Source organism: Xenorhabdus stockiae, from assembly GCF_002632825.1.
GTDB classification, from domain to species: Bacteria; Pseudomonadota; Gammaproteobacteria; order Enterobacterales; family Enterobacteriaceae; genus Xenorhabdus; species Xenorhabdus stockiae.
Window position 1 is genome coordinate 1 of the sequence record NZ_NJAJ01000027.1, and the last position, 18564, is coordinate 18564.

Sequence of the window (18564 nt, forward strand, 5' to 3'; positions counted from 1 at the left end):
CTAAGATCTGGCTGTCAGTAAAACGTGACTTTTTCATAAGATTTCGATCTCCTCTGCTACATTAAGCGTATGAGAAAATTCTACTTATGGACACTCCGGCTTTTAGGGGGGATTACCGAATAAGAATCATATTTGGTGATAATGAAATAGAGCTCCCCCATTCATTCACTTTTTTTGTTGTATAATTTACTATCAAAGGTGCAATTCCCTCCACATCAACATTCTTATCCGTATAAGCATGAACCGTATAGCTAATTGAAGTATTTGATGACAATTTATCATCAACCTCCAATGTAAATATAGCTTTCCCAGAGGTATCATCAATGAGCTTCCAGTCCTCTTTCTTTTTTACCACTATATTATTATTTGGAACATCTATTGTGATACTTTTAATAGACTTAACCTGTGGTGATTTCACTGTTACAACTAGATATATATGTTGCCCAACAATAACATCAGCACCATCAGGTATAGATACAGTAATAGGTGACGACTCTTCTTTTTTCTCAGATAAAACTATATTATTATCAATATTCATATTACCACCTTAAAATAATTTAGTATAAACCCAATAAAATAAAAAACATCATATTCAATATAAGAAAACCATAAAACACTTTAAAGAAATAGAAATTATTTTGATAATGAAAAATAGTTATCACCTGAAAATACAATCACAAAAGTTAAAATACTACCCTTACAACAAAACCTGTCCGTCATTAATATAGAACAAAAGAATTAATTCACTACATATCAAATAGTTAATAAAATTCCCAAAGTAGCCATACTCTCAAAACCTAATAAAAGTGATATTTTACGAAAAAAGTGTTAACAATATGTTGCATTTATTTTTATTTGATGATTATAATAAGTATTAGTTTTAATTAATCTAAAAAATTTCAGTCCTAATAACATACTCTACTATTTATCTCAGCCACTCAGTAATAAACTTTCAAAAAAAATAAAAACCGTAGCTACTTATACGATCATTCTATTATGTTGAAATTAATACAGGGTAATTAAAAAAATAATATTTTTACAGGGAAAATCATGCAAAAAACTGCCTTGTTGAACGATATAAAGTATCTTTTTTTACTATCAACCCCAATCATAGTAACGCAGCTTACCAGAATAGCAATGAGTGCCGTGGATGTTATCGTATCAGGCCACTACTCGACAAATGCGCTCGCTGCCGTATCGCTAGGGAGTAGTATTTGGTTCCCCATCTTTGTATTGGGTTTTGGCGTTATTCTGATGCTATCAGCTGATGTTGCTAAACTTCGGGCAAATAATGATATCGAAGGCATTAAAGAGTGTGTTAATAACTACATATCTGCCGCATTGATTTTATCTATTCCTATTGTTGTCTTCTTATTATTAGCGGTTCAACTTTTATCGCTTATTGGTATTGATGAAGATGTTGTACACATCACAAAAGGTTATATTACAGCTATGGCATTTGGTGTACCGGGTGTGATGATATTCAATGTTTTTCGTTCTTTGTTGCAAGCACTTGAAAACACCAAAGTTGCGATGTATATCTCTATTTTTGCTCTTATAGTCAATATACCTTTAAACTACATTTTCGTTTTTGGTAAATTTGGCGTACCAGAAATGGGCGGAGTAGGAGCAGGGATCACAACTGCGATTATCAACACTCTCAGTGCTATTTTACTGATTATCTATTTTTTACGGAAAAAAGAATATGAAAAATACAGATTTAGATTATCTCTAAAACTCAACTCAGGATTAAAAAGATTGTTTTTGATCGGTATCCCAAGTGGATTAGCACTCTTTGTTGAAGTGATATTTATTGATGCCATTTCACTTGGCATTGCAACCTTAGGTACCGTATATATTGCAGCCAATAATATTATGATTATCATATCATCCATGATACTAGCTATTAGCGGTGGATTTTCTGCTGTCACAACAGTAAAAATAAGCTACTTGAGTGCTAAGAAAGATTATTCATCAACACTAAGATTTAGTTTACTCTCTTTAATATCTACTACATTGATTACCCTTATACTAGGAATTATGTTTTTTCTTTATGCTGAACATATTATCAGTTTATATACAAAAGATATTCTTGTAATAAAGATAGCTCTCGGAGTAATCGTCTTTTTATTCTTATTTCAACTATTTGACTCTATACACTCCATATTATCAGGCATTTTACGTGGGTTTCATGAGACAAAAATAGTTTTCTATGTTCCTCTCTTCGGTTATTGGTTTATTGGCGTCCCTTTGGCTTTTACATTAGGGTTAACAGACTTGATAACAGAGAAAATGGGCTTGATTGGCTTTTGGTATGGGCTTGTTTTTGGCTTATTAACAAACTGTATCACTCTATCAATCGTATTAGCTCTCAAATTTAAGAGAATACTTAAACATGCATCATAAATTTTCGTATAGATTTATGACCATGTAAAAAAGTTTAACGTTAAGTATCATCTCACTAACCTTTAAAGGTAAATCAATATGTTAGTTAATATTCTCAGTGATGACTTGATAAGCACGAGGGATTTATTTGTTAACTTATTGAAATTTAGTATTGAATATGAATCCTGCTGGTTCATCTCCATGTCTTCTGAATCAAATGAGCAAGTTTCTGCATTTTTAAAAACAAGTGAATTTATTCCTAAAGCATATCAACAAGCTTGCCAAGGCGTAATTATCACCTTTGTTGTAAAAAATATTGACGCTTATTTTGAAACAGCCAAAACACTTAAGCTGGATATTATAGAACCACCGCGTGACTTACCTTATGGGCAACGGCGCATGTTAATCAAGGATAAAAGTGGTGCATTAATCGATATTTCATCACCGATAGCGCCACTTGATCCAACTTACGGTTAACTAAGATTTCTTCAGTGGCTTTACCAGTGAATCCAGCCCTTCAATCTTAATTGCAAGGGTCATTTCCATTAGTGCCCCTAGTTTGCCTTGTGGAAATTCTCCCTTACGGGAAAACCAAAGCAAATATTCTTCAGGAAGGTCAATTAACATTCTTCCTTTATATTTTCCAAATGGCATTACCGTATTAGCAATTTCCAATAGGTTTTCTTTATTCATTCTTTAAGCCTTTTTCTTTATGTAAAAAAATGGCATCTGTAAGATGCCATTTTCATTCTGAAACACAAGTCACTGTGAATTTAAAAACTCATTACCAGTCCGGTGATGGCTGCGGACAGGAAACTCACCAATGTTGAACCAAACAACAGTTTCAGACCAAAACGTGCAACAGTATTTCCCTGTTTTTCATTCAATCCCTTGATAGCTCCGGCAACAATTCCGATAGAGGAAAAATTGGCAAAAGAAACCAAAAATACCGACAGAATTCCTTTTGAACGCTCACTCAATTGCCCGGCAATTTCCTGTAAACCCTGCATAGCAACAAATTCATTAGAAACCAGCTTAGTCGCCATGATGCTACCTACTTTCAATGCTTCATCACTAGGAATACCAATGATCCAGGCAAACGGATAAAAAACATAACCCAAACATTCCTGAAAGGTAATGCCAAAGATAATATCAAAGACAGCATTGATAGCCGCAATCAGAGCAATAAAACCAATCAGCATGGCCGATACGATCAATGCTACTTTGAAACCCGCCAGAATATATTCACCGAGCATTTCAAAGAAACTTTGCCCTTCATGCAAGTTGCTCATATGAATATCCCCTTCACTTTTAACAGAGTAAGGGTTGATGAGAGACAGAACGATAAAGGTGCTGAACATATTAAGTATCAGAGCTGCAACCACATATTTTGCATCCAGCATCGTCATATAAGCACCCACGATGGACATAGATACTGTAGACATCGCGGTTGCTGCCATGGTGTACATCCGGCGTTCAGACATTTTGTCCAATACATCTTTATAAGCGATGAAATTCTCTGACTGGCCCAGAATCAATGAACTGACTGCATTGAAAGATTCCAGTTTCCCCATACCATTCACTTTGGAGAGCACTGTACCAATAGCACGAATGACAATCGGCAGAATTTTAATGTGCTGCAGAATACCAATCAGGGCGGAAATAAAGATGATAGGACAAAGTACGTTCAGGAAGAAAAACGCCAGTTTTGCGTCAATCATACCACCGAAAACAAAGTTAGTACCTTCTGCGGCATAAGACAACAAGTGAACAAACAGGTTGTCAAATCCTTTGACGATCCCTAGTCCGGCATTCGAATTCAGGAAGAACCACGCCAGAACAAGTTCAATAACAAGTAACTGAATAATATACCGGACCCTTATATCCTTCCGGTTATTACTCGCCAAAATCGCCAGGCCACCAATGAGCACTAAAGCGAGGACAAAATGAAAAATATGAGACATAAAAGGAACTCCAAATCTGACGAGGTGCAAATTTATAACCGCATTTCGTAATACACGATAATAAATCGTGACAATTATCACATTAATTCATTATGTAAGAGGCAACAAAACCTAAATTTAGCAAACCGGATCACATTTTTAACCAAAACATGGCTATCATGCATGCAAATTATAGGCGCTACGGAAACCTCAAATAGCGCCTTTCTGAAGATTACGTCCCTACTTGTTACTCACCTAAAAGACGGAGCATTTCTTCTTCATCAATAACAGCTATCCCCAACTCTGTGGCTTTCGCTAATTTGGAGCCAGCTGCTTCACCAGCAATCACCAGATCGGTTTTTTTGGAAACACTGCCTGTAACTTTAGCTCCCAAAGCAGCCAATTTGTCTTTAGCCTCATCCCTGGATAAACGACTTAGTGATCCGGTCAACACCACAGTCTTACCAGCAAATGGGCTATCAATATCTGCGGCTTGTGGTATTTCTACCGATTCCCAGTGGATACCAATATTATTGACGAGATCATCAATGACTGCCTGATTATGTGGTTCATTGAAGAAATTAACCACATGACTGGCAACAATTTCTCCCACATCCTGAACAGCAATCAAAGCTTGCGTATCTGCTACACGCAATTTTTCCAGTGTACCGAAATGAGTAACTAAATTAGCAGCCGTCGCCTCTCCGACCTCGCGAATTCCCAGTGAATAAATAAAACGGGCAAAGGTTGTTTTCTTGGATTTTTCCAGCGCATTCACCACGTTCTGAGCGGATTTTGGTCCCATACGCTCAAGACCCGTTAATTTCCCTGCGGTAAGACGGAATAGATCAGCCGGAGTTTTTACATATTCCTTATCAACCAGCTGCTCAATAATTTTTTCTCCCATTCCATCCACATCCATTGCACGACGGGAAACGAAATGCCTTAATGCTTCTTTACGCTGTGCACCACAGAATAATCCACCGGTACAACGTGCTACCGCTTCCCCTTCAACACGTTCAATATCAGAGCCACAAACAGGGCAATGCTCCGGGAAAACAACTTCCTGGCTCTCTGTTGGCCTTTTTTCCTGAATGACACCGACAACCTGTGGAATAACATCACCTGCACGGCGGATAACAACAGTATCGCCTATACGTAATCCCAGACGCTCAATTTCATCTGCATTATGCAAAGTGGCATTACTAACGATTACACCTGCAACCTGTACCGGCTCCAGACGTGCAACCGGTGTAATAGCCCCCGTACGCCCTACCTGAAATTCAACATCCCGCACGATGGTTATTTGTTCTTGTGCCGGAAACTTGAATGCTGTCGCCCAGCGAGGTGCTCTGGCTACAAATCCTAATGCTTCCTGCAATTCAAGGGAGTCAACTTTGATAACAACACCGTCAATATCAAAACCCAGCTCAGGGCGCTGTTGCTCTATCTCACGGTAAAAATCCAATACCTGCTGGGTTCCCTGACATAATTTCACTTTGTCACTGACCGGAAGCCCCCACTGCCTGAATTGCATCAGGCGCCCGTAATGGCTTGCTGGCAGCTGCCCATTTTCCGAATCTCCGCTTTCAATAACGCCAACACCATAACAATAAAAAGTCAGTGGGCGTTTAGCTGTAATCCGCGGATCAAGTTGGCGCAATGATCCGGCGGCGGCATTGCGAGGATTGGCAAATACTTTATTACCTGTCCGGCGGGCTTCTTCGTTGAGTTTTTCAAAACCTGCCTGCTTCATGAAGACTTCACCACGGATCTCGACACGAGCTGGAATATTGTCTCCTTTCAAACGCAGAGGAATTGCCCGGATTGTACGAACATTAGCGGTTATATTTTCTCCCGTAGTACCATCACCACGGGTAGCTGCCCGCACTAACTCGCCGTTTTCATACAACAAGCTAACAGCCAGACCATCAAGTTTGAGTTCACAGCAAAATACCAGTTCACGACTGTCTTTCAGACGATCACGAACACGTTTATCAAACGCCAAATAGCTTTCTTGATCAAATACGTTATCCAGAGATAACATCGGGATTTCATGACGCACCTGCTCAAATTCAGTTAATGGTGCTGCCCCGACCCGCTGGGTAGGAGAATCTGCGGTAATAAGTTCCGGGTGCTGTTCTTCCAGTGATTTTAGTTCCCGCATCAAGCGGTCATATTCCGCATCCGGGATCTCTGGTGCATCCATAACATGGTACAAATACTCATGATGACGCAATGTTGTTCTTAGTTCGTTAATTTTTTGAATAATATTTTTCATGACTTCTCACCAGAGATGAAAAACCCCCGACTGAGTGAGCGGGGATAAAGCAGTCCTTTATACAAGGGCTGCTATTATGTTTCAATAGTTTATGAATCTATCGGGGCGCTATTGATGCCCATGTTTCCCCGATAATGTGGATTGGAATGTGGATACATCCCCTTAGTGGATTAAACTTGATCGCATCCAATTGATAATCTCGAGCAAAATGCGCATAGGTCATAGTTTGCTGAATGCTGGCATGCCCCATTATCTTCTGTAAGGTTAATATATTTCCTCCATTCATCATAAAATGGGCAGCAAAAGTATGTCGCAAAACGTGCACTGTTTGACCAACAGGCAGGTCTGGTTTTATCTCTTTCAGCATCTTTCTGTAAGATTGATAATTAACATCAAATAAGAGACCTGACTGTTTAGTCTTAACCGCCCCCATTACTTCATCAGAAATAGGGAGAGTTCTGTGTTTACCATTTTTTGTTTCAGTAAATGTAACACGATTATGCAGCATGTTTTCCGCCTTTAACTTAGTAACCTCTCCTCACCTTGCGCCAGTGTTTAAACATAGAATCGTTAAACGCCAAGCATCATCAGTAATCGAATTCAATAATGCAGCAATCTCTGATTCAGTAAGATAAGACATCTCCGGCGTTTTTTCCTTGAGCGGTTTCATGCCCTTGATTGGATGAGTTCCTTTATCCATGCATGATAAGTGGCATAGAACGTTTTATTCCTCACGATGTTCAGGCGATAACGGCGAGAAGGCTTATAAAAAGTTCTTTACCTTAAACCGAGTCAAGGGAGAACCGGCTTTTTTCGATACGGTGACGTTATTTGATGATGTTGAATGTCGCTTAGATGAGGAACGGATTCGTAACATGTGGTCACCGCAGGCATTTGAAGAGCTGTTTTTATGCCGCTTGCCTCATCCACGTTGGTAATCAAGGAAAATAAACGCAATGGCGAAATCCCCCGCAGAACGCAAAGCCACCCAACGTCAACGCCAGCAGGAAGCTGGCGTCACCAAAATAGAATTGCTGGTTGATAATCAAGAACTGGACATGCTGAAACGCAATTGTGAACTGAGACGGCCGGGACGCGATCCCTATGACGTAGTTGAATATCTCGCACTACTTATCCGCAAAGACGATGCGGAATTACGTCAGGCAATAGAAACACTGGCAGCACAGCAATGTCAAAAATGTGGTGATGCACTTCCGGTGACAGAATGCTGCCTGTCTGGTGATTCAGCCTGTTGGGCAACTTTGGGCTGGCATGAAGTTAAATTGTGATGGTGTGACATGTCACGACACTGCTATTTTCTCCGTTTTTGATGGACGGAAAGCAAGTTAGCATGAGTAATACTATTCACATTGAAAAAATTATGTCCAAAAGCGCCGAACACTTTCAACGGCGGCGCTTATGTTATCGTAATGCGGATTTGTGCTGCTTATTACCTGAAACAGAGGATTCCATACACCGGGATGACCGGGGCGACCTGCATAATTAGAATATAGTGTTCTTTCATTATTGGAGCCGGGGGCAGTACAGTACTGTAAATCAAATAGTTGACTGTCTATAAAGTGAAGTCTTAATCGTGGGTATCTATTGCCAGTCGTGTTCGGAATGTAAGTGATTTCCTGAGAGTTAACAGAATTCCAAAATCTATTATGTTCACTCATTTCGAGTTCCATAAATGCATTGGAAAATTCATTTCCACTTCCTGCTCTAAGCATAATATCACCTTAAGCATTACGGATAATTATGAATAAATGTAGTTCAAACTAACCCAAAAAACGTAATAGATTTTACTTTCAGATGTAATAGATTTTACTTGCATAAAACGGCCTATTCTCCGCACCAATCCGCAAGATCAAACAAGGATCACCTACCCCGCCAAGCCCCAGTACTGACGCGCTTCAAACGATCCCGTGCAGGTGCATAAAAAGCACTGAATTTAGTGAGCAGGCGCGGCGGGGTCACGACTGCGCGCAGCGGTGTTTATTAGCCATGCCAACCACCAAAAAATCAACATGACGAAACGTGAGAACGTAGAAACACATTGAGCCTGACTCACAATGACAGACGTGTGTTTTTGTGGCGATAGCAGGTTTAAATCTCAAACGAGCATATTGTGATGATATTTAGCCCATTGTCAGTATTGATAATAACGTCATGTTTTGAAATCCTGATGACTATTAGAATAATCAGGGCAATACGTTGCGAGTAGAGGGAATAAGAGTTATGACAATAGAAAAAAGGGTTGGAATGATTTTAGTGTCATTAGTCGCTTTAATAATGGGCGGGGTGACAGTCTTTACTTCAGGTAGTGAGCTGATAGCGGCGTTGAGGATGGAAGACCAGGTGAAATCCTCTTATGTCATGTTCGCGCTTATTTTTTTCTCGCCATTCATGCTGTATGTTTTTCTTTTGTTAATCTATCTGGGCATCACTTACAAACCAGCAGAGTTAGAAAAAGTCAGAAAAAAGAAAAAAAAGAAACAATCACCAACACTATACGAGCGGATTATGATTTTTGTTCTCGCCATTGCCTTTCTCGGGCTTGTCGTGAGTATTCCGCTATCTTGGTATATGCATTTCAGGTTGCTGGATGCCGGGTATGTGGTCTGCGAGAATAAGTATGGAAAAGGAGCAACCCGGTATGCGAAAGAAAAAGAACGCTGTCACTGAATTTATCAAATTCACACTCAGTGACAGTTTTATCAGGATGCCATGCGATGAGGGAATTAGTTACCGGTGTCTCGGCCAGCTGGCTGAATACCCGTGAACCGAAGTAGAAAACCCCGATAACGGTCAAGCGTCGGAAACGCAAAGCCACACCGCAGAAAAAAGAAGAAAAACAGGGAGATTATCTGGTCGGCAGTGAAGGGAATGTGTTCATCATGAAACACACCTACGCCAACAAGGCCAATGTTGAGCGAGCCGCCAAAGCCGAGTGGGAGAAAATTCAGCGCGGTGTCGCTTCGTTCTCTATCCAACTGGCAAAGGGTAGGCCGGAGCTGTTACCGGAAATGAAAGTCCGGGTCAGCGGCTTTAAACCGCAAATCGACGGCACCGACTGGACGCTGGTCACCGTCACACACACCTTAAATGATAGTGGGTTAACTTCTGCTTTAGAACTGGAAGTGAAAATATCGGATGCTGACATGGGCGTCTGATTTGTTATAATCGAGCCATCGCCTAACACAGCTGGCGCTTTCCTGATTTTGAGGTACTCACATTATGATGAGATGCCCCCTTTGCAGCCATGTGGCCCATACACGCAGCAGTTTTGAACACACCACCGAAACCAAAGAACGCTATAACCAGTGCCAGAATATCAATTGCGGTGCCACGTTCGTCAGCCATGAAACCTTTGTCCGCTGGGTGGCTAAGCCAACGTTAGTTGAGTTTGCCCCGCCACATCCTGAAAAGGGGCAGTAAACGGTCATGTGCTTTGATAGCCCTTAAAATCATTAGCCCCTTATTATTGAGGGGCTTTTTGCATTACCCTTCCGTTTATTCAAGTCGTTGCCCCGAAATTTACTCAATCAACAAGATTGTTCTTTTTTAAAACAACATTGTTGTTTTAGTCGGCTATGCTAATATGACAACACAAATGACAACATATTTTGAAATGATAGCGATTAAGGGGGAATGAATGGAGACGATTCATTTTCGTATTGATGAAGAAACCAAACGCTTAGCCATGCAAGCGGCCAAACGTCAGCAAACAGACTTAACAAAGCTAATGAGACAAAAAGCCGAAGAATTGGCAAATGAAGAACGTGAGTATCAAAAGAATACCCATGCTTACTGGTTAGAAGCGGAAATTGAAAAAGCGATTGACCAATGTGAAAACGGGTCAGCTCACTTTATTGATGAGGCTGAAAGCCAGCGCCGGATGGCTCTACTGCGTACTAAGCTGAGCAGGGGATAAAGTGATCACTATTTTATGGGAAGAAAGCGCACAAACTGACCGAGAGCAAATTTATCTCTACTTCTTTGAGCAGGCTGGGCTGTTATTGGCTGATGAGGTAGATGCAAAATTCGTGGAAATGGCTGAGCTTTTGAAAGTGACCCCATATGCAGGCATAAAGGCGCGTAACAGTCAGGACGAACGTTATAGAAAACTCGTTATCCCGCATTTTCCCTTCATTATGCTCTACCGTTACGATGAGGATAGGGAAACGATAAAGGTTCTTAGAATATTGCATACCGCCAGAAGAATAGCCGGGCTTTTCTGAGGAAAGCGTGTGGCATTTCATCTGTGATTCAGTAGGTCAAAAAGGAAATGTGACGTGGATTATATGAAGCCCCTCAAAGTATGAGGGGCTTTTGCTAAAGATTTCAGTCATAAAGTGGATGAAATGTGGATGCTTCATTATAAAATCCATTAATAATCAAAGCATTACATCATAAAAACCCCCGACTGAGCGGGGGCTTAATACTAAAAAGAAAATTTATTCCTGAGCACTGAGTGTATTGCGAATACGTGCCTTATAATTCTCAATCATTTGCGGTGTTAATATCTTACGCTCGGCATCTAACACCACTCCTCCTACATCAGAAGCAATACGCTGTGCTGCCTGCAACATCAGTTTAAAATTCTGATTAGAATCACCATATGAAGGAACGAGCATAAACATGGAGATCCCCGGAGTGCTGAAATCATTCATACGTTCTGGATCAAATGACCCCGGCTTAACCATATTAGCCAGACTGAACAGTACTGCACCACTACCCGACGGGTTAAGGTGGCGGTGGAAAATATTCATATCCCCAAAACGGAAACCGGACTGTAAAATGCTCTGAAGCAACACTTCGCCATTCAGCTCCTGACCATGATGAGCCGCTACATGCAGTACCAAGACAGTCTCTTTTTTAGCTTGCTCAGCTTCAGTTTTCGCGGCATTTTCCAACTCAGACTGCTCGCTGACAGCCTCCGCTTCCTTACCTTCCGCACCATTTTGCTCAGCAGATTCAAACAGGCCAAGCTGCGATTCTTTCTGGCTTTCATCAATGGCTTTCTCTTTTGCCACTGGTGCTTCAGGTTGTTGTTTTGAGAGTAAAGGATCGATTCCATTATCCGATGTTACTTCTGACAAATCAGGTGCATTACGCTCAATAACCGGCTCTTCACGATGTTCATGGCGAGATTTCGCTGATTCATGAACAGGTGAATTTGACGGATTATTAAACAGCTCATCGCCATCATTATCCTCTGACTCTTTCTCACGCTCCTGTTTACGACGTTTCACTGGGCGATCACGAAAGAGTGACGAACGCTCTTTACGGCTGGTCCACAACCCATGTAATAGCAAAGCTATTATGGCTATCGCACCAACAACGATTAATATCAGACGCAAATCCTGCATCATTGCTATCTCTGTTGTTTAAATTAATTGCCACCACGGCTGAATATTCTTTAGATAAGAGTATTTGTCAAATAGCACAAGTGCAAGCCTCTGCGTACTTTTCTTATCATAAAGAGAGATATCCCCTGTTTTTTCGAGTGTTTTTTACACATAAAACCACTGGTCAGTGGAAAATCCTGCCTATATCATACCGTCTCAATCACTCAGGAGAGAATAAGAAAATATGACGAATTCGACAAAATTGCCAAAACATCTAGGCGGTTTTCATTATATTGTACAAGGTTGGCATCTGGTAACCCGCCCGGGCATCAAAAGATTCGTTTTATTGCCTTTACTGGCTAATATCTTATTAATTGGTGGTGCTTTCTGGTGGCTATATCAGAAAATGGATGGTTGGATACAGTGGGTGCTAGATAAAGTACCGGACTGGATGCAATGGCTCAGCTATTTAATATGGCCGCTGGCTGTTATTTCTGTTTTACTTATTTTTACCTATTTTTTCAGCACACTGGCAAATTTTATTGCATCACCCTTTAACGGATTATTAGCAGAAAAACTGGAAGCGCAATTGACTGGCATTCCTGCACCCGATACAGACATTTTTGATTTACTGAAAGATGTTCCCCGTATTCTGAAACGTGAGATAGTCAAAATCCTCTACTACCTACCTCGCGCTATCGCTCTATTATTATTGTATTTTATTCCGGGTATTGGGCAAACTATAGCCCCCGTTCTCTGGTTTATTTTCAGTGCCTGGATGCTGGCTATCCAATATTGCGATTACCCTTTTGATAACCACAAGGTCAGTTTTATAGGTATGCGTAATACCCTGCGACAGGACAAAATTGACAACCTGCAATTTGGAGCAACAGTAAGTATATTAACGATGATCCCAGTCATCAATTTGTTCATTATGCCTGTTGCCGTTTGTGGTGCTACAGCTATGTGGGTTGATCGTTACCGTGCTCAGCATGCTATCAGAAATCGTTAAATATTCTTTTATATAATAAGAATAGACTGAAACTTTATTTCCATTCATAAGCTGTTCGCGTATGGTTAATTAATCACAACTCATGAGCATCTTAAGGGCAATCGGACAATGAGCAAAATTTATGAAGATAATTCGTTGACCATCGGTCACACTCCACTGGTACGCCTGAAAAATTTCGGAAATGGTCGCATTCTGGCCAAAATAGAGTCTCGTAATCCGAGTTTCAGTGTGAAATGCCGTATCGGTGCCAACATGATTTGGGATGCAGAAAAACGTGGCATTTTGACAAAGGATAAAGAGCTTATCGAGCCGACCAGTGGTAATACGGGAATTGCTCTTGCTTATGTCGCTGCGGCCCGTGGCTATAAATTGACACTAACAATGCCGGAAACCATGAGCTTAGAACGCCGTAAGCTGCTAAAAGCGTTGGGAGCAAAATTAGTGCTGACCGAAGGCGCTAAGGGCATGAAAGGTGCTATTGATAAAGCGAATGAAATCCGTGACAGTGCGCCTGAACGATATGTCCTGCTACAGCAATTTAGTAACCCAGCAAACCCTGAAATCCACGAAAAAACGACAGGGCCAGAAATTTGGGAAGATACCGATGGAAATGTTGATGTTTTTGTCGCTGGTGTAGGTACAGGAGGCACTATTACCGGTGTTGCCCGCTATCTGAAGAATACACAAGGTAAGCAAGTAAAAATTGTTGCTGTCGAGCCTGAAGATTCACCCGTAATCAGCCAAAAACTGGCAGGTGAAGAACTGAAACCAGGCCCACACAAAATTCAGGGGATTGGTGCAGGTTTCATCCCTGATAACTTGGATTTAACATTAGTTGACCGTGTATTTAAAATCAGTAACGAAGAAGCCATTAAAACAGCTCGCGAAATCACTGAAAAAGAAGGAATTCTTTCTGGCATTTCTTCAGGTGCTGCGGTTGCTGCGGCCATTAAACTCTCACAGGAAGACGAGTACAAGGATAAGAATATTGTTGTCATTCTGCCTTCTTCTGCTGAACGTTACCTGAGCACTGCACTGTTTGCCGATTTAGCCAACGATTAAATCTTCACCTCATTCCTTTTTCAACTTTATTGACAAAAAAGCACCTCAAGGGTGCTTTTTTGTGCATCAGATCAAAGTTTAAAACTTTCTTAGATGATTTATTCAGGCAGCTTTAGTATTTAACCAGTAATTATTTTGATGCACGAAATTAATCGTAAGACTGCCATAAAGAATCTTGTTTGGTTCAACTCATATTGGGTTAGTGTGTATTAACATCCAGTCAACAATAGAGTGGCATCAAATATGTTAATTTTTTGATAATGATTTCATGCATTTTATACCTATGGATTTCGTGCTGTATCAAAGCTGCAAATGTATAAAGCTGCTAAAAAACGACCTGAAAGAGTAAAGGCATATATCATTATTCATTTAACGGTTGTACAAGTCAGGATTAATCCAGCTAAACTAGTTTTAGTATTCTCTTGGCTTACCAACAAAAATTTAAGTTATTGAGGAAATACTATGTTCCAGCAAGAAGTTACTATTACTGCACCAAATGGCCTGCACACTCGCCCTGCTGCACAATTTGTTAAAGAAGCGAAGGGTTTTTCTTCCGATATTACTCTTACTTCTGGCGGCAAATCAGCCAGTGCGAAAAGTCTGTTTAAATTGCAAACGCTGGGACTGACTCAAGGAACTGTTGTTACAATCTCTGCTGAAGGTGAAGATGAACAACAAGCTGTTGAACATTTAGTGAAACTGATGGGTGAACTGGAATAGTCACTCACTCATACTCAATGGATTTCAAGTGGCATCACGATGGCAAGGGAGCTAATCTTTGGAGTATAGAGCACCGTATTCTTATAAAACGGTGTCTATAGTAAGTACAGCCAAAAAAGAACCAACTTGAAATACACCGAGTATACAAAGCCAGTCTATTTCATCCAGTACCATCCCCGGAATACAAAATCTGGGGATATTTAGAGCCTGCCTCTGAAGGCGCAATGAAATATAATCACCCGCAGTTAAGGTCATATAGTATGATTTCAGGCATCTTAGTATCACCAGGTATTGCTTTCGGTAAGGCATTATTGCTGAAAGAAGACCCCATCATTATCAATCATAAAAAAATCACTCCTGAACAGGTCGAACAAGAGATCTCACGCTTTAAACAAGGCCGGGATAAAGCCTCTGCTCAGTTAGAAGTCATCAAAGATACAGCTGAAAAAAATCTGGGTGCAGAAAAAGCCGAAATCTTCGAAGGCCACATCATGTTGCTGGAAGATGAAGAGCTGGAACAGGAAATTATTACGCTGATAAAGAAAAATCTGGCTACAGCAGATGCCGCCGTACACTCTGTTATCGAAGATCAGGCTAAGGCACTGGAAGAGCTGGATGATGAGTATTTAAAAGAGCGTGCCGCTGATGTTCGTGATATTGGTAAGCGCCTGCTGAAAAATATTCTGGGTATGCCGATTATTGACTTAGGCTCCATTGCAGAAGAAGTTATTCTGGTTGCAAATGACCTGACACCTTCAGAAACCGCACAGCTCAATCTGGATAAAGTACTGGGGTTCATTACAGATTTAGGTGGCCGGACATCTCACACTTCAATTATGGCACGTTCTCTGGAACTGCCTGCCATTGTCGGGACAACCAACGCAACAACTCAGATTAAAAATGGCAGCTACCTTATTCTGGATGCTGTTAATAATCATATCTATATAGATCCATCTGACACTGAAATTGAACAACTCAAAAAAATCAAAAACGAATATCTGTCAGAAAAAACCGAATTAGCAAAACTGAAGGATTTACCAGCCATTACGCTGGATGGTCATCAGGTAGAAGTCTGCGCCAATATCGGCACAGTCCGTGATATTGCGGGCGCAGAACGTAATGGGGCAGAAGGCGTCGGCTTGTACCGTACCGAGTTCCTGTTTATGGATCGCGATTCTCTGCCAACTGAAGAAGAACAGTTTGAAGCCTATAAGGCTGTTGCCGAATCCGTTGGTAATCAGGCTGTTATTATCCGTACTATGGATATCGGCGGTGATAAAGAACTGCCTTATATGAATCTGCCCAAAGAAGAGAACCCGTTCCTTGGCTGGCGTGCAATCCGTATTTGCCTGGATCGCAAAGAAATATTACATTCTCAGTTACGTGCTATTCTCCGAGCCTCTGCATTCGGTAAACTTCGCATCATGTTCCCAATGATCATTTCTGTTGAAGAAATTCGGGAACTGAAAGCAGAACTATTGATGCTTAAAGATCAGCTACGTAACGAAAATAAAGCGTTCGATGAATCGATTGAAGTCGGCATCATGGTAGAAACGCCTGCTGCTGCAACCATTGCTAAACATCTTGCAAAAGAAGTTGACTTTTTTAGTATTGGGACAAACGATCTAACTCAGTATACTCTTGCGGTAGACCGTGGTAATGAGCTGATTTCTCATCTCTATAATCCAATGTCGCCAGCAGTGTTGAATCTGATCAAACAGGTGATTGACGCCTCACACGCAGAGGGTAAATGGACGGGCATGTGCGGTGAGCTGGCTGGAGATGAGCGTGCTACACTATTGCTTCTGGGCATGGGACTGGATGAATTCAGTATGAGTGCAATATCCATTCCAGGCATCAAGAAAATCATTCGTAATGCGAATTACGGTGATGCAAAAGCGCTAGCAGAACAAGCTTTAACTCAGCCAACTGCACAGGAGTTGATGGAATTGGTTGATACTTTTATCAGAGAAAAAACTCTCTGCTAAGTCAATTGACCAAGACAGCACCTTAGCCAGTACACGGTCCCATTAAAACAATTAGGAGAAGATTTATGGGTCTGCTTGATAAACTGAAATCATTAGTTTCAGATGATAAAAAGAACAGCGGCAGTATTGAAATTATCGCTCCATTATCAGGTGAGATAGTTAATATCGAAGATGTTCCGGATGTTGTTTTTGCGGAAAAAATTGTAGGTGATGGTATCGCTATCAAACCTACAGGTAATAAGATTGTCTCCCCTGTTGATGGCACCATTGGTAAAATCTTCGAAACTAATCACGCTTTTTCCATCGAATCTGATAACGGGATAGAGCTTTTCGTTCACTTCGGTATTGATACCGTTGAACTGAAAGGTGAAGGCTTTAAACGGATTGCCGAAGAGGGCCAGCGAGTACAGAAAGGTGATTTGGTTTTAGAGTTTGATTTAGCGTTTCTGGAAGAAAGAGCCAAGTCAACCTTAACTCCTGTTGTTATCTCTAACATGGATGAAATCAAAGAATTATCTAAAGTCAGTGGATCAGTGGTCGTTGGTGAATCTGTTATCATGCGAATTAAGAAGTAGCTGAATACATCACTGGTAAGCTGTTGTGGGTCGCCTCTGTTTTATCATTTAACCCGATAAAACAGAGGCGATTTCTTTATTAACTAATTGAATCAGGAGAAACCATTTCCCATTTGCCAAACAATGTCAATCCGGCAGACTTTGCCAATGCCAAAGACGCAAAATTATCAATCTGGCATCGGTATTGAAAATAACGACATAACCTTTACTCACTAAGTTAGATTCAGTAAATAAAAAAGTTAATTAAAAACACCTGTAGATAAATATCTATCGCCGCGATCACAAATAATTACCCCAATAACGGCTCCCGGATTTTCAGCTGCGATACGCAGCGCTCCAGAAACAGCTCCGCCAGAGCTCACCCCACAGAAAATACCCTCTTTCTGTGCCAACAACCGCATCATCGTTTCCGCCTCATTCTGGGTAATATCCAGTATTTGATCCACCAGATCTTTCTGATAAATTCCGGGCATATATGCTGGTGACCAACGCCGAATACCGGGAATATGGCTGTTTTCTGCCGGCTGTAATCCTATGGTTTGTATATTATCTGACTGAAATTTCAGGTAACGGCTCACTCCGGTAATAGTGCCGGTAGTGCCCATACTGGAGACAAAATGGGTGATACGCCCTTGCGTTTGCTGCCAAATTTCCGGCCCTGTTGTCTTGAAGTGTGCCAGCGAATTATCTGTATTATTAAATTGATCAAGCACCTTTCCTTCGCCATTCAGCTCCATTTGCTGTGCTAAATCTCTGGCACCTTCCATTCCCAATTCTTTACTGACCAAAATTAATTCAGCACCATAAGCCCGCATTGATGCCTGACGCTCAAGGCTCATATTTTCAGGCATCAGTAGCTTAAGCCGGTAACCTTTTACTGCTGCAATCATCGCCAATGCAATGCCCGTATTACCACTTGTGGCTTCAATCAGGACATCCCCCGGTGAAATTTCTCCCCGTAGTTCGGCTTGTTGGATCATTGAGAGAGCGGCCCTGTCTTTTACAGAGCCAGCAGGATTGTTGCCCTCAAGTTTCACCCAAATTTCTGCATCAATACTTTCAGTAACTCGTTGTAATTTCACCAACGGAGTATTACCGATAAAATTTTCTAAGCTTGCCACTGCATTACCTGAATCACATATGAGAATAGGCAACAGAATAATCGTATTCAGAAAACTGTCGCAAGCTCTAAATAAAAAACCCCTGTTTTCTTATAGAAAACAGGGGAAACCCAAGGGTTAAGA

General features: G+C 41.0%; 19 protein-coding genes and 1 pseudogene. 13 read left to right on the forward strand and 7 right to left on the reverse strand.

What is annotated here, in order from left to right; genetic code table 11:
- Positions 1 to 112: 112 nt before the first annotated feature.
- Positions 113 to 538 carry a hypothetical protein gene (locus tag Xsto_RS13915; protein WP_099125418.1) on the reverse strand — a complete coding sequence of 142 codons (426 nt, stop codon included), beginning with the start codon at positions 536 to 538 and terminating at the stop codon, positions 113 to 115.
- Positions 539 to 1050: 512 nt separating this feature from the next.
- Between Xsto_RS13915 and Xsto_RS13920 the strand changes: the two genes are divergently transcribed.
- Positions 1051 to 2406 (forward strand): MATE family efflux transporter, encoded by a 1356-nt coding sequence (locus Xsto_RS13920; RefSeq protein WP_099125419.1) that lies wholly within the window; start codon positions 1051 to 1053, stop codon positions 2404 to 2406.
- 78 nt (positions 2407 to 2484) lie between these two features.
- The gene (locus Xsto_RS13925) at positions 2485 to 2862 is read left to right on the forward strand and encodes a VOC family protein (RefSeq protein ID WP_099125420.1); all 378 of its coding nucleotides are present in this window, start codon (positions 2485 to 2487) and stop codon (positions 2860 to 2862) included.
- Here Xsto_RS13925 and Xsto_RS13930 read toward each other — a convergent pair whose 3' ends face one another.
- The 4 genes and pseudogenes from Xsto_RS13930 to Xsto_RS13945 form a co-directional block, all read right to left on the reverse strand.
- The gene (locus tag Xsto_RS13930) at positions 2863 to 3078 is read right to left on the reverse strand and encodes a DUF3820 family protein (RefSeq protein ID WP_099125421.1); all 216 of its coding nucleotides are present in this window, start codon (positions 3076 to 3078) and stop codon (positions 2863 to 2865) included.
- Positions 3079 to 3158: 80 nt separating this feature from the next.
- On the reverse strand, positions 3159 to 4349 hold the full coding sequence (locus Xsto_RS13935; RefSeq protein ID WP_099125422.1) for a NupC/NupG family nucleoside CNT transporter: 1191 nt from the start codon (positions 4347 to 4349) through the stop codon (positions 3159 to 3161).
- A gap of 226 nt (positions 4350 to 4575) precedes the next feature.
- The gene (gene ligA / locus Xsto_RS13940) at positions 4576 to 6609 is read right to left on the reverse strand and encodes an NAD-dependent DNA ligase LigA (RefSeq protein WP_099125423.1); all 2034 of its coding nucleotides are present in this window, start codon (positions 6607 to 6609) and stop codon (positions 4576 to 4578) included.
- Between the two features lie 97 nt (positions 6610 to 6706).
- Positions 6707 to 7132, reverse strand: a pseudogene (locus Xsto_RS13945) (tyrosine-type recombinase/integrase); the annotation flags it as partial.
- Positions 7133 to 7565: 433 nt separating this feature from the next.
- Between Xsto_RS13945 and Xsto_RS13955 the strand changes: the two are divergent.
- From Xsto_RS13955 to Xsto_RS13985, 6 genes are all read left to right on the forward strand, one after another.
- Positions 7566 to 7898: a hypothetical protein gene (locus Xsto_RS13955; RefSeq protein WP_099125424.1), complete on the forward strand. Its 333-nt coding sequence runs from the start codon at positions 7566 to 7568 to the stop codon at positions 7896 to 7898.
- 952 nt (positions 7899 to 8850) lie between these two features.
- Positions 8851 to 9297 (forward strand): DUF1240 domain-containing protein, encoded by a 447-nt coding sequence (locus tag Xsto_RS13965; protein ID WP_099125426.1) that lies wholly within the window; start codon positions 8851 to 8853, stop codon positions 9295 to 9297.
- Positions 9298 to 9509: 212 nt separating this feature from the next.
- Complete coding sequence (locus Xsto_RS22880; protein ID WP_422646199.1) at positions 9510 to 9785, forward strand: hypothetical protein; 276 nt, start codon at positions 9510 to 9512, stop codon at positions 9783 to 9785.
- Between the two features lie 64 nt (positions 9786 to 9849).
- A complete protein-coding gene (locus Xsto_RS13975; protein WP_099125427.1) occupies positions 9850 to 10050 on the forward strand; it encodes an ogr/Delta-like zinc finger family protein in 201 nt (66 codons plus the stop codon).
- 217 nt (positions 10051 to 10267) lie between these two features.
- Complete coding sequence (locus Xsto_RS13980; RefSeq protein WP_099125428.1) at positions 10268 to 10546, forward strand: damage-inducible protein J; 279 nt, start codon at positions 10268 to 10270, stop codon at positions 10544 to 10546.
- 1 nt (position 10547) lies between these two features.
- Positions 10548 to 10853, forward strand: a complete 306-nt coding sequence (locus Xsto_RS13985; RefSeq protein WP_099125429.1) for a type II toxin-antitoxin system RelE/ParE family toxin — start codon at positions 10548 to 10550, stop codon at positions 10851 to 10853.
- A 216-nt stretch (positions 10854 to 11069) separates the two neighbouring features.
- On the opposite strand, the gene zipA is transcribed toward Xsto_RS13985, so the two are convergent.
- Positions 11070 to 11987 (reverse strand): cell division protein ZipA, encoded by a 918-nt coding sequence (gene zipA, locus Xsto_RS13990; RefSeq protein WP_099125430.1) that lies wholly within the window; start codon positions 11985 to 11987, stop codon positions 11070 to 11072.
- Between the two features lie 220 nt (positions 11988 to 12207).
- On the opposite strand from zipA, the gene cysZ reads away from it, so the two are divergent.
- The 5 genes from cysZ to crr all read left to right on the forward strand — a co-directional run bounded on the left by cysZ (position 12208) and on the right by crr (position 17320).
- On the forward strand, positions 12208 to 12975 hold the full coding sequence (cysZ, locus tag Xsto_RS13995; RefSeq protein WP_099125431.1) for a sulfate transporter CysZ: 768 nt from the start codon (positions 12208 to 12210) through the stop codon (positions 12973 to 12975).
- A gap of 108 nt (positions 12976 to 13083) precedes the next feature.
- Positions 13084 to 14037 (forward strand): cysteine synthase A, encoded by a 954-nt coding sequence (gene cysK, locus Xsto_RS14000; RefSeq protein ID WP_099110535.1) that lies wholly within the window; start codon positions 13084 to 13086, stop codon positions 14035 to 14037.
- A 462-nt stretch (positions 14038 to 14499) separates the two neighbouring features.
- Positions 14500 to 14757: a phosphocarrier protein Hpr gene (gene ptsH / locus Xsto_RS14005; RefSeq protein ID WP_038262654.1), complete on the forward strand. Its 258-nt coding sequence runs from the start codon at positions 14500 to 14502 to the stop codon at positions 14755 to 14757.
- Positions 14758 to 15017: 260 nt separating this feature from the next.
- Positions 15018 to 16745 (forward strand): phosphoenolpyruvate-protein phosphotransferase PtsI, encoded by a 1728-nt coding sequence (gene ptsI / locus Xsto_RS14010; protein WP_099110537.1) that lies wholly within the window; start codon positions 15018 to 15020, stop codon positions 16743 to 16745.
- Positions 16746 to 16810: 65 nt separating this feature from the next.
- Positions 16811 to 17320, forward strand: coding sequence for a PTS glucose transporter subunit IIA (gene crr / locus Xsto_RS14015; RefSeq protein WP_099110538.1), 510 nt, complete (start codon positions 16811 to 16813; stop codon positions 17318 to 17320).
- A gap of 239 nt (positions 17321 to 17559) precedes the next feature.
- Here crr and cysM read toward each other — a convergent pair whose 3' ends face one another.
- Positions 17560 to 18441 (reverse strand): cysteine synthase CysM, encoded by an 882-nt coding sequence (gene cysM, locus Xsto_RS14025; protein WP_099110539.1) that lies wholly within the window; start codon positions 18439 to 18441, stop codon positions 17560 to 17562.
- Between the last annotated feature and the right edge of the window lie 123 nt (positions 18442 to 18564).

Coding starts and splice junctions, on each gene's coding strand:
- ptsI (WP_099110537.1), top strand. CDS start 15,018: ATGATTTCAGGCATCTTAGTATCACCAGGTATTGCTTTCGGTAAGGCA.
- Xsto_RS13980 (WP_099125428.1), top strand. CDS start 10,268: ATGGAGACGATTCATTTTCGTATTGATGAAGAAACCAAACGCTTAGCC.
- Xsto_RS13925 (WP_099125420.1), top strand. CDS start 2,485: ATGTTAGTTAATATTCTCAGTGATGACTTGATAAGCACGAGGGATTTA.
- crr (WP_099110538.1), top strand. CDS start 16,811: ATGGGTCTGCTTGATAAACTGAAATCATTAGTTTCAGATGATAAAAAG.
- Xsto_RS13930 (WP_099125421.1), bottom strand. CDS start 3,078: ATGAATAAAGAAAACCTATTGGAAATTGCTAATACGGTAATGCCATTT.
- Xsto_RS13920 (WP_099125419.1), top strand. CDS start 1,051: ATGCAAAAAACTGCCTTGTTGAACGATATAAAGTATCTTTTTTTACTA.
- ptsH (WP_038262654.1), top strand. CDS start 14,500: ATGTTCCAGCAAGAAGTTACTATTACTGCACCAAATGGCCTGCACACT.
- Xsto_RS13965 (WP_099125426.1), top strand. CDS start 8,851: ATGACAATAGAAAAAAGGGTTGGAATGATTTTAGTGTCATTAGTCGCT.
- ligA (WP_099125423.1), bottom strand. CDS start 6,609: ATGAAAAATATTATTCAAAAAATTAACGAACTAAGAACAACATTGCGT.
- cysZ (WP_099125431.1), top strand. CDS start 12,208: ATGACGAATTCGACAAAATTGCCAAAACATCTAGGCGGTTTTCATTAT.
- cysK (WP_099110535.1), top strand. CDS start 13,084: ATGAGCAAAATTTATGAAGATAATTCGTTGACCATCGGTCACACTCCA.
- zipA (WP_099125430.1), bottom strand. CDS start 11,987: ATGATGCAGGATTTGCGTCTGATATTAATCGTTGTTGGTGCGATAGCC.
- Xsto_RS22880 (WP_422646199.1), top strand. CDS start 9,510: ATGAAACACACCTACGCCAACAAGGCCAATGTTGAGCGAGCCGCCAAA.
- Xsto_RS13975 (WP_099125427.1), top strand. CDS start 9,850: ATGATGAGATGCCCCCTTTGCAGCCATGTGGCCCATACACGCAGCAGT.
- Xsto_RS13915 (WP_099125418.1), bottom strand. CDS start 538: ATGAATATTGATAATAATATAGTTTTATCTGAGAAAAAAGAAGAGTCG.
- Xsto_RS13955 (WP_099125424.1), top strand. CDS start 7,566: ATGGCGAAATCCCCCGCAGAACGCAAAGCCACCCAACGTCAACGCCAG.
- Xsto_RS13935 (WP_099125422.1), bottom strand. CDS start 4,349: ATGTCTCATATTTTTCATTTTGTCCTCGCTTTAGTGCTCATTGGTGGC.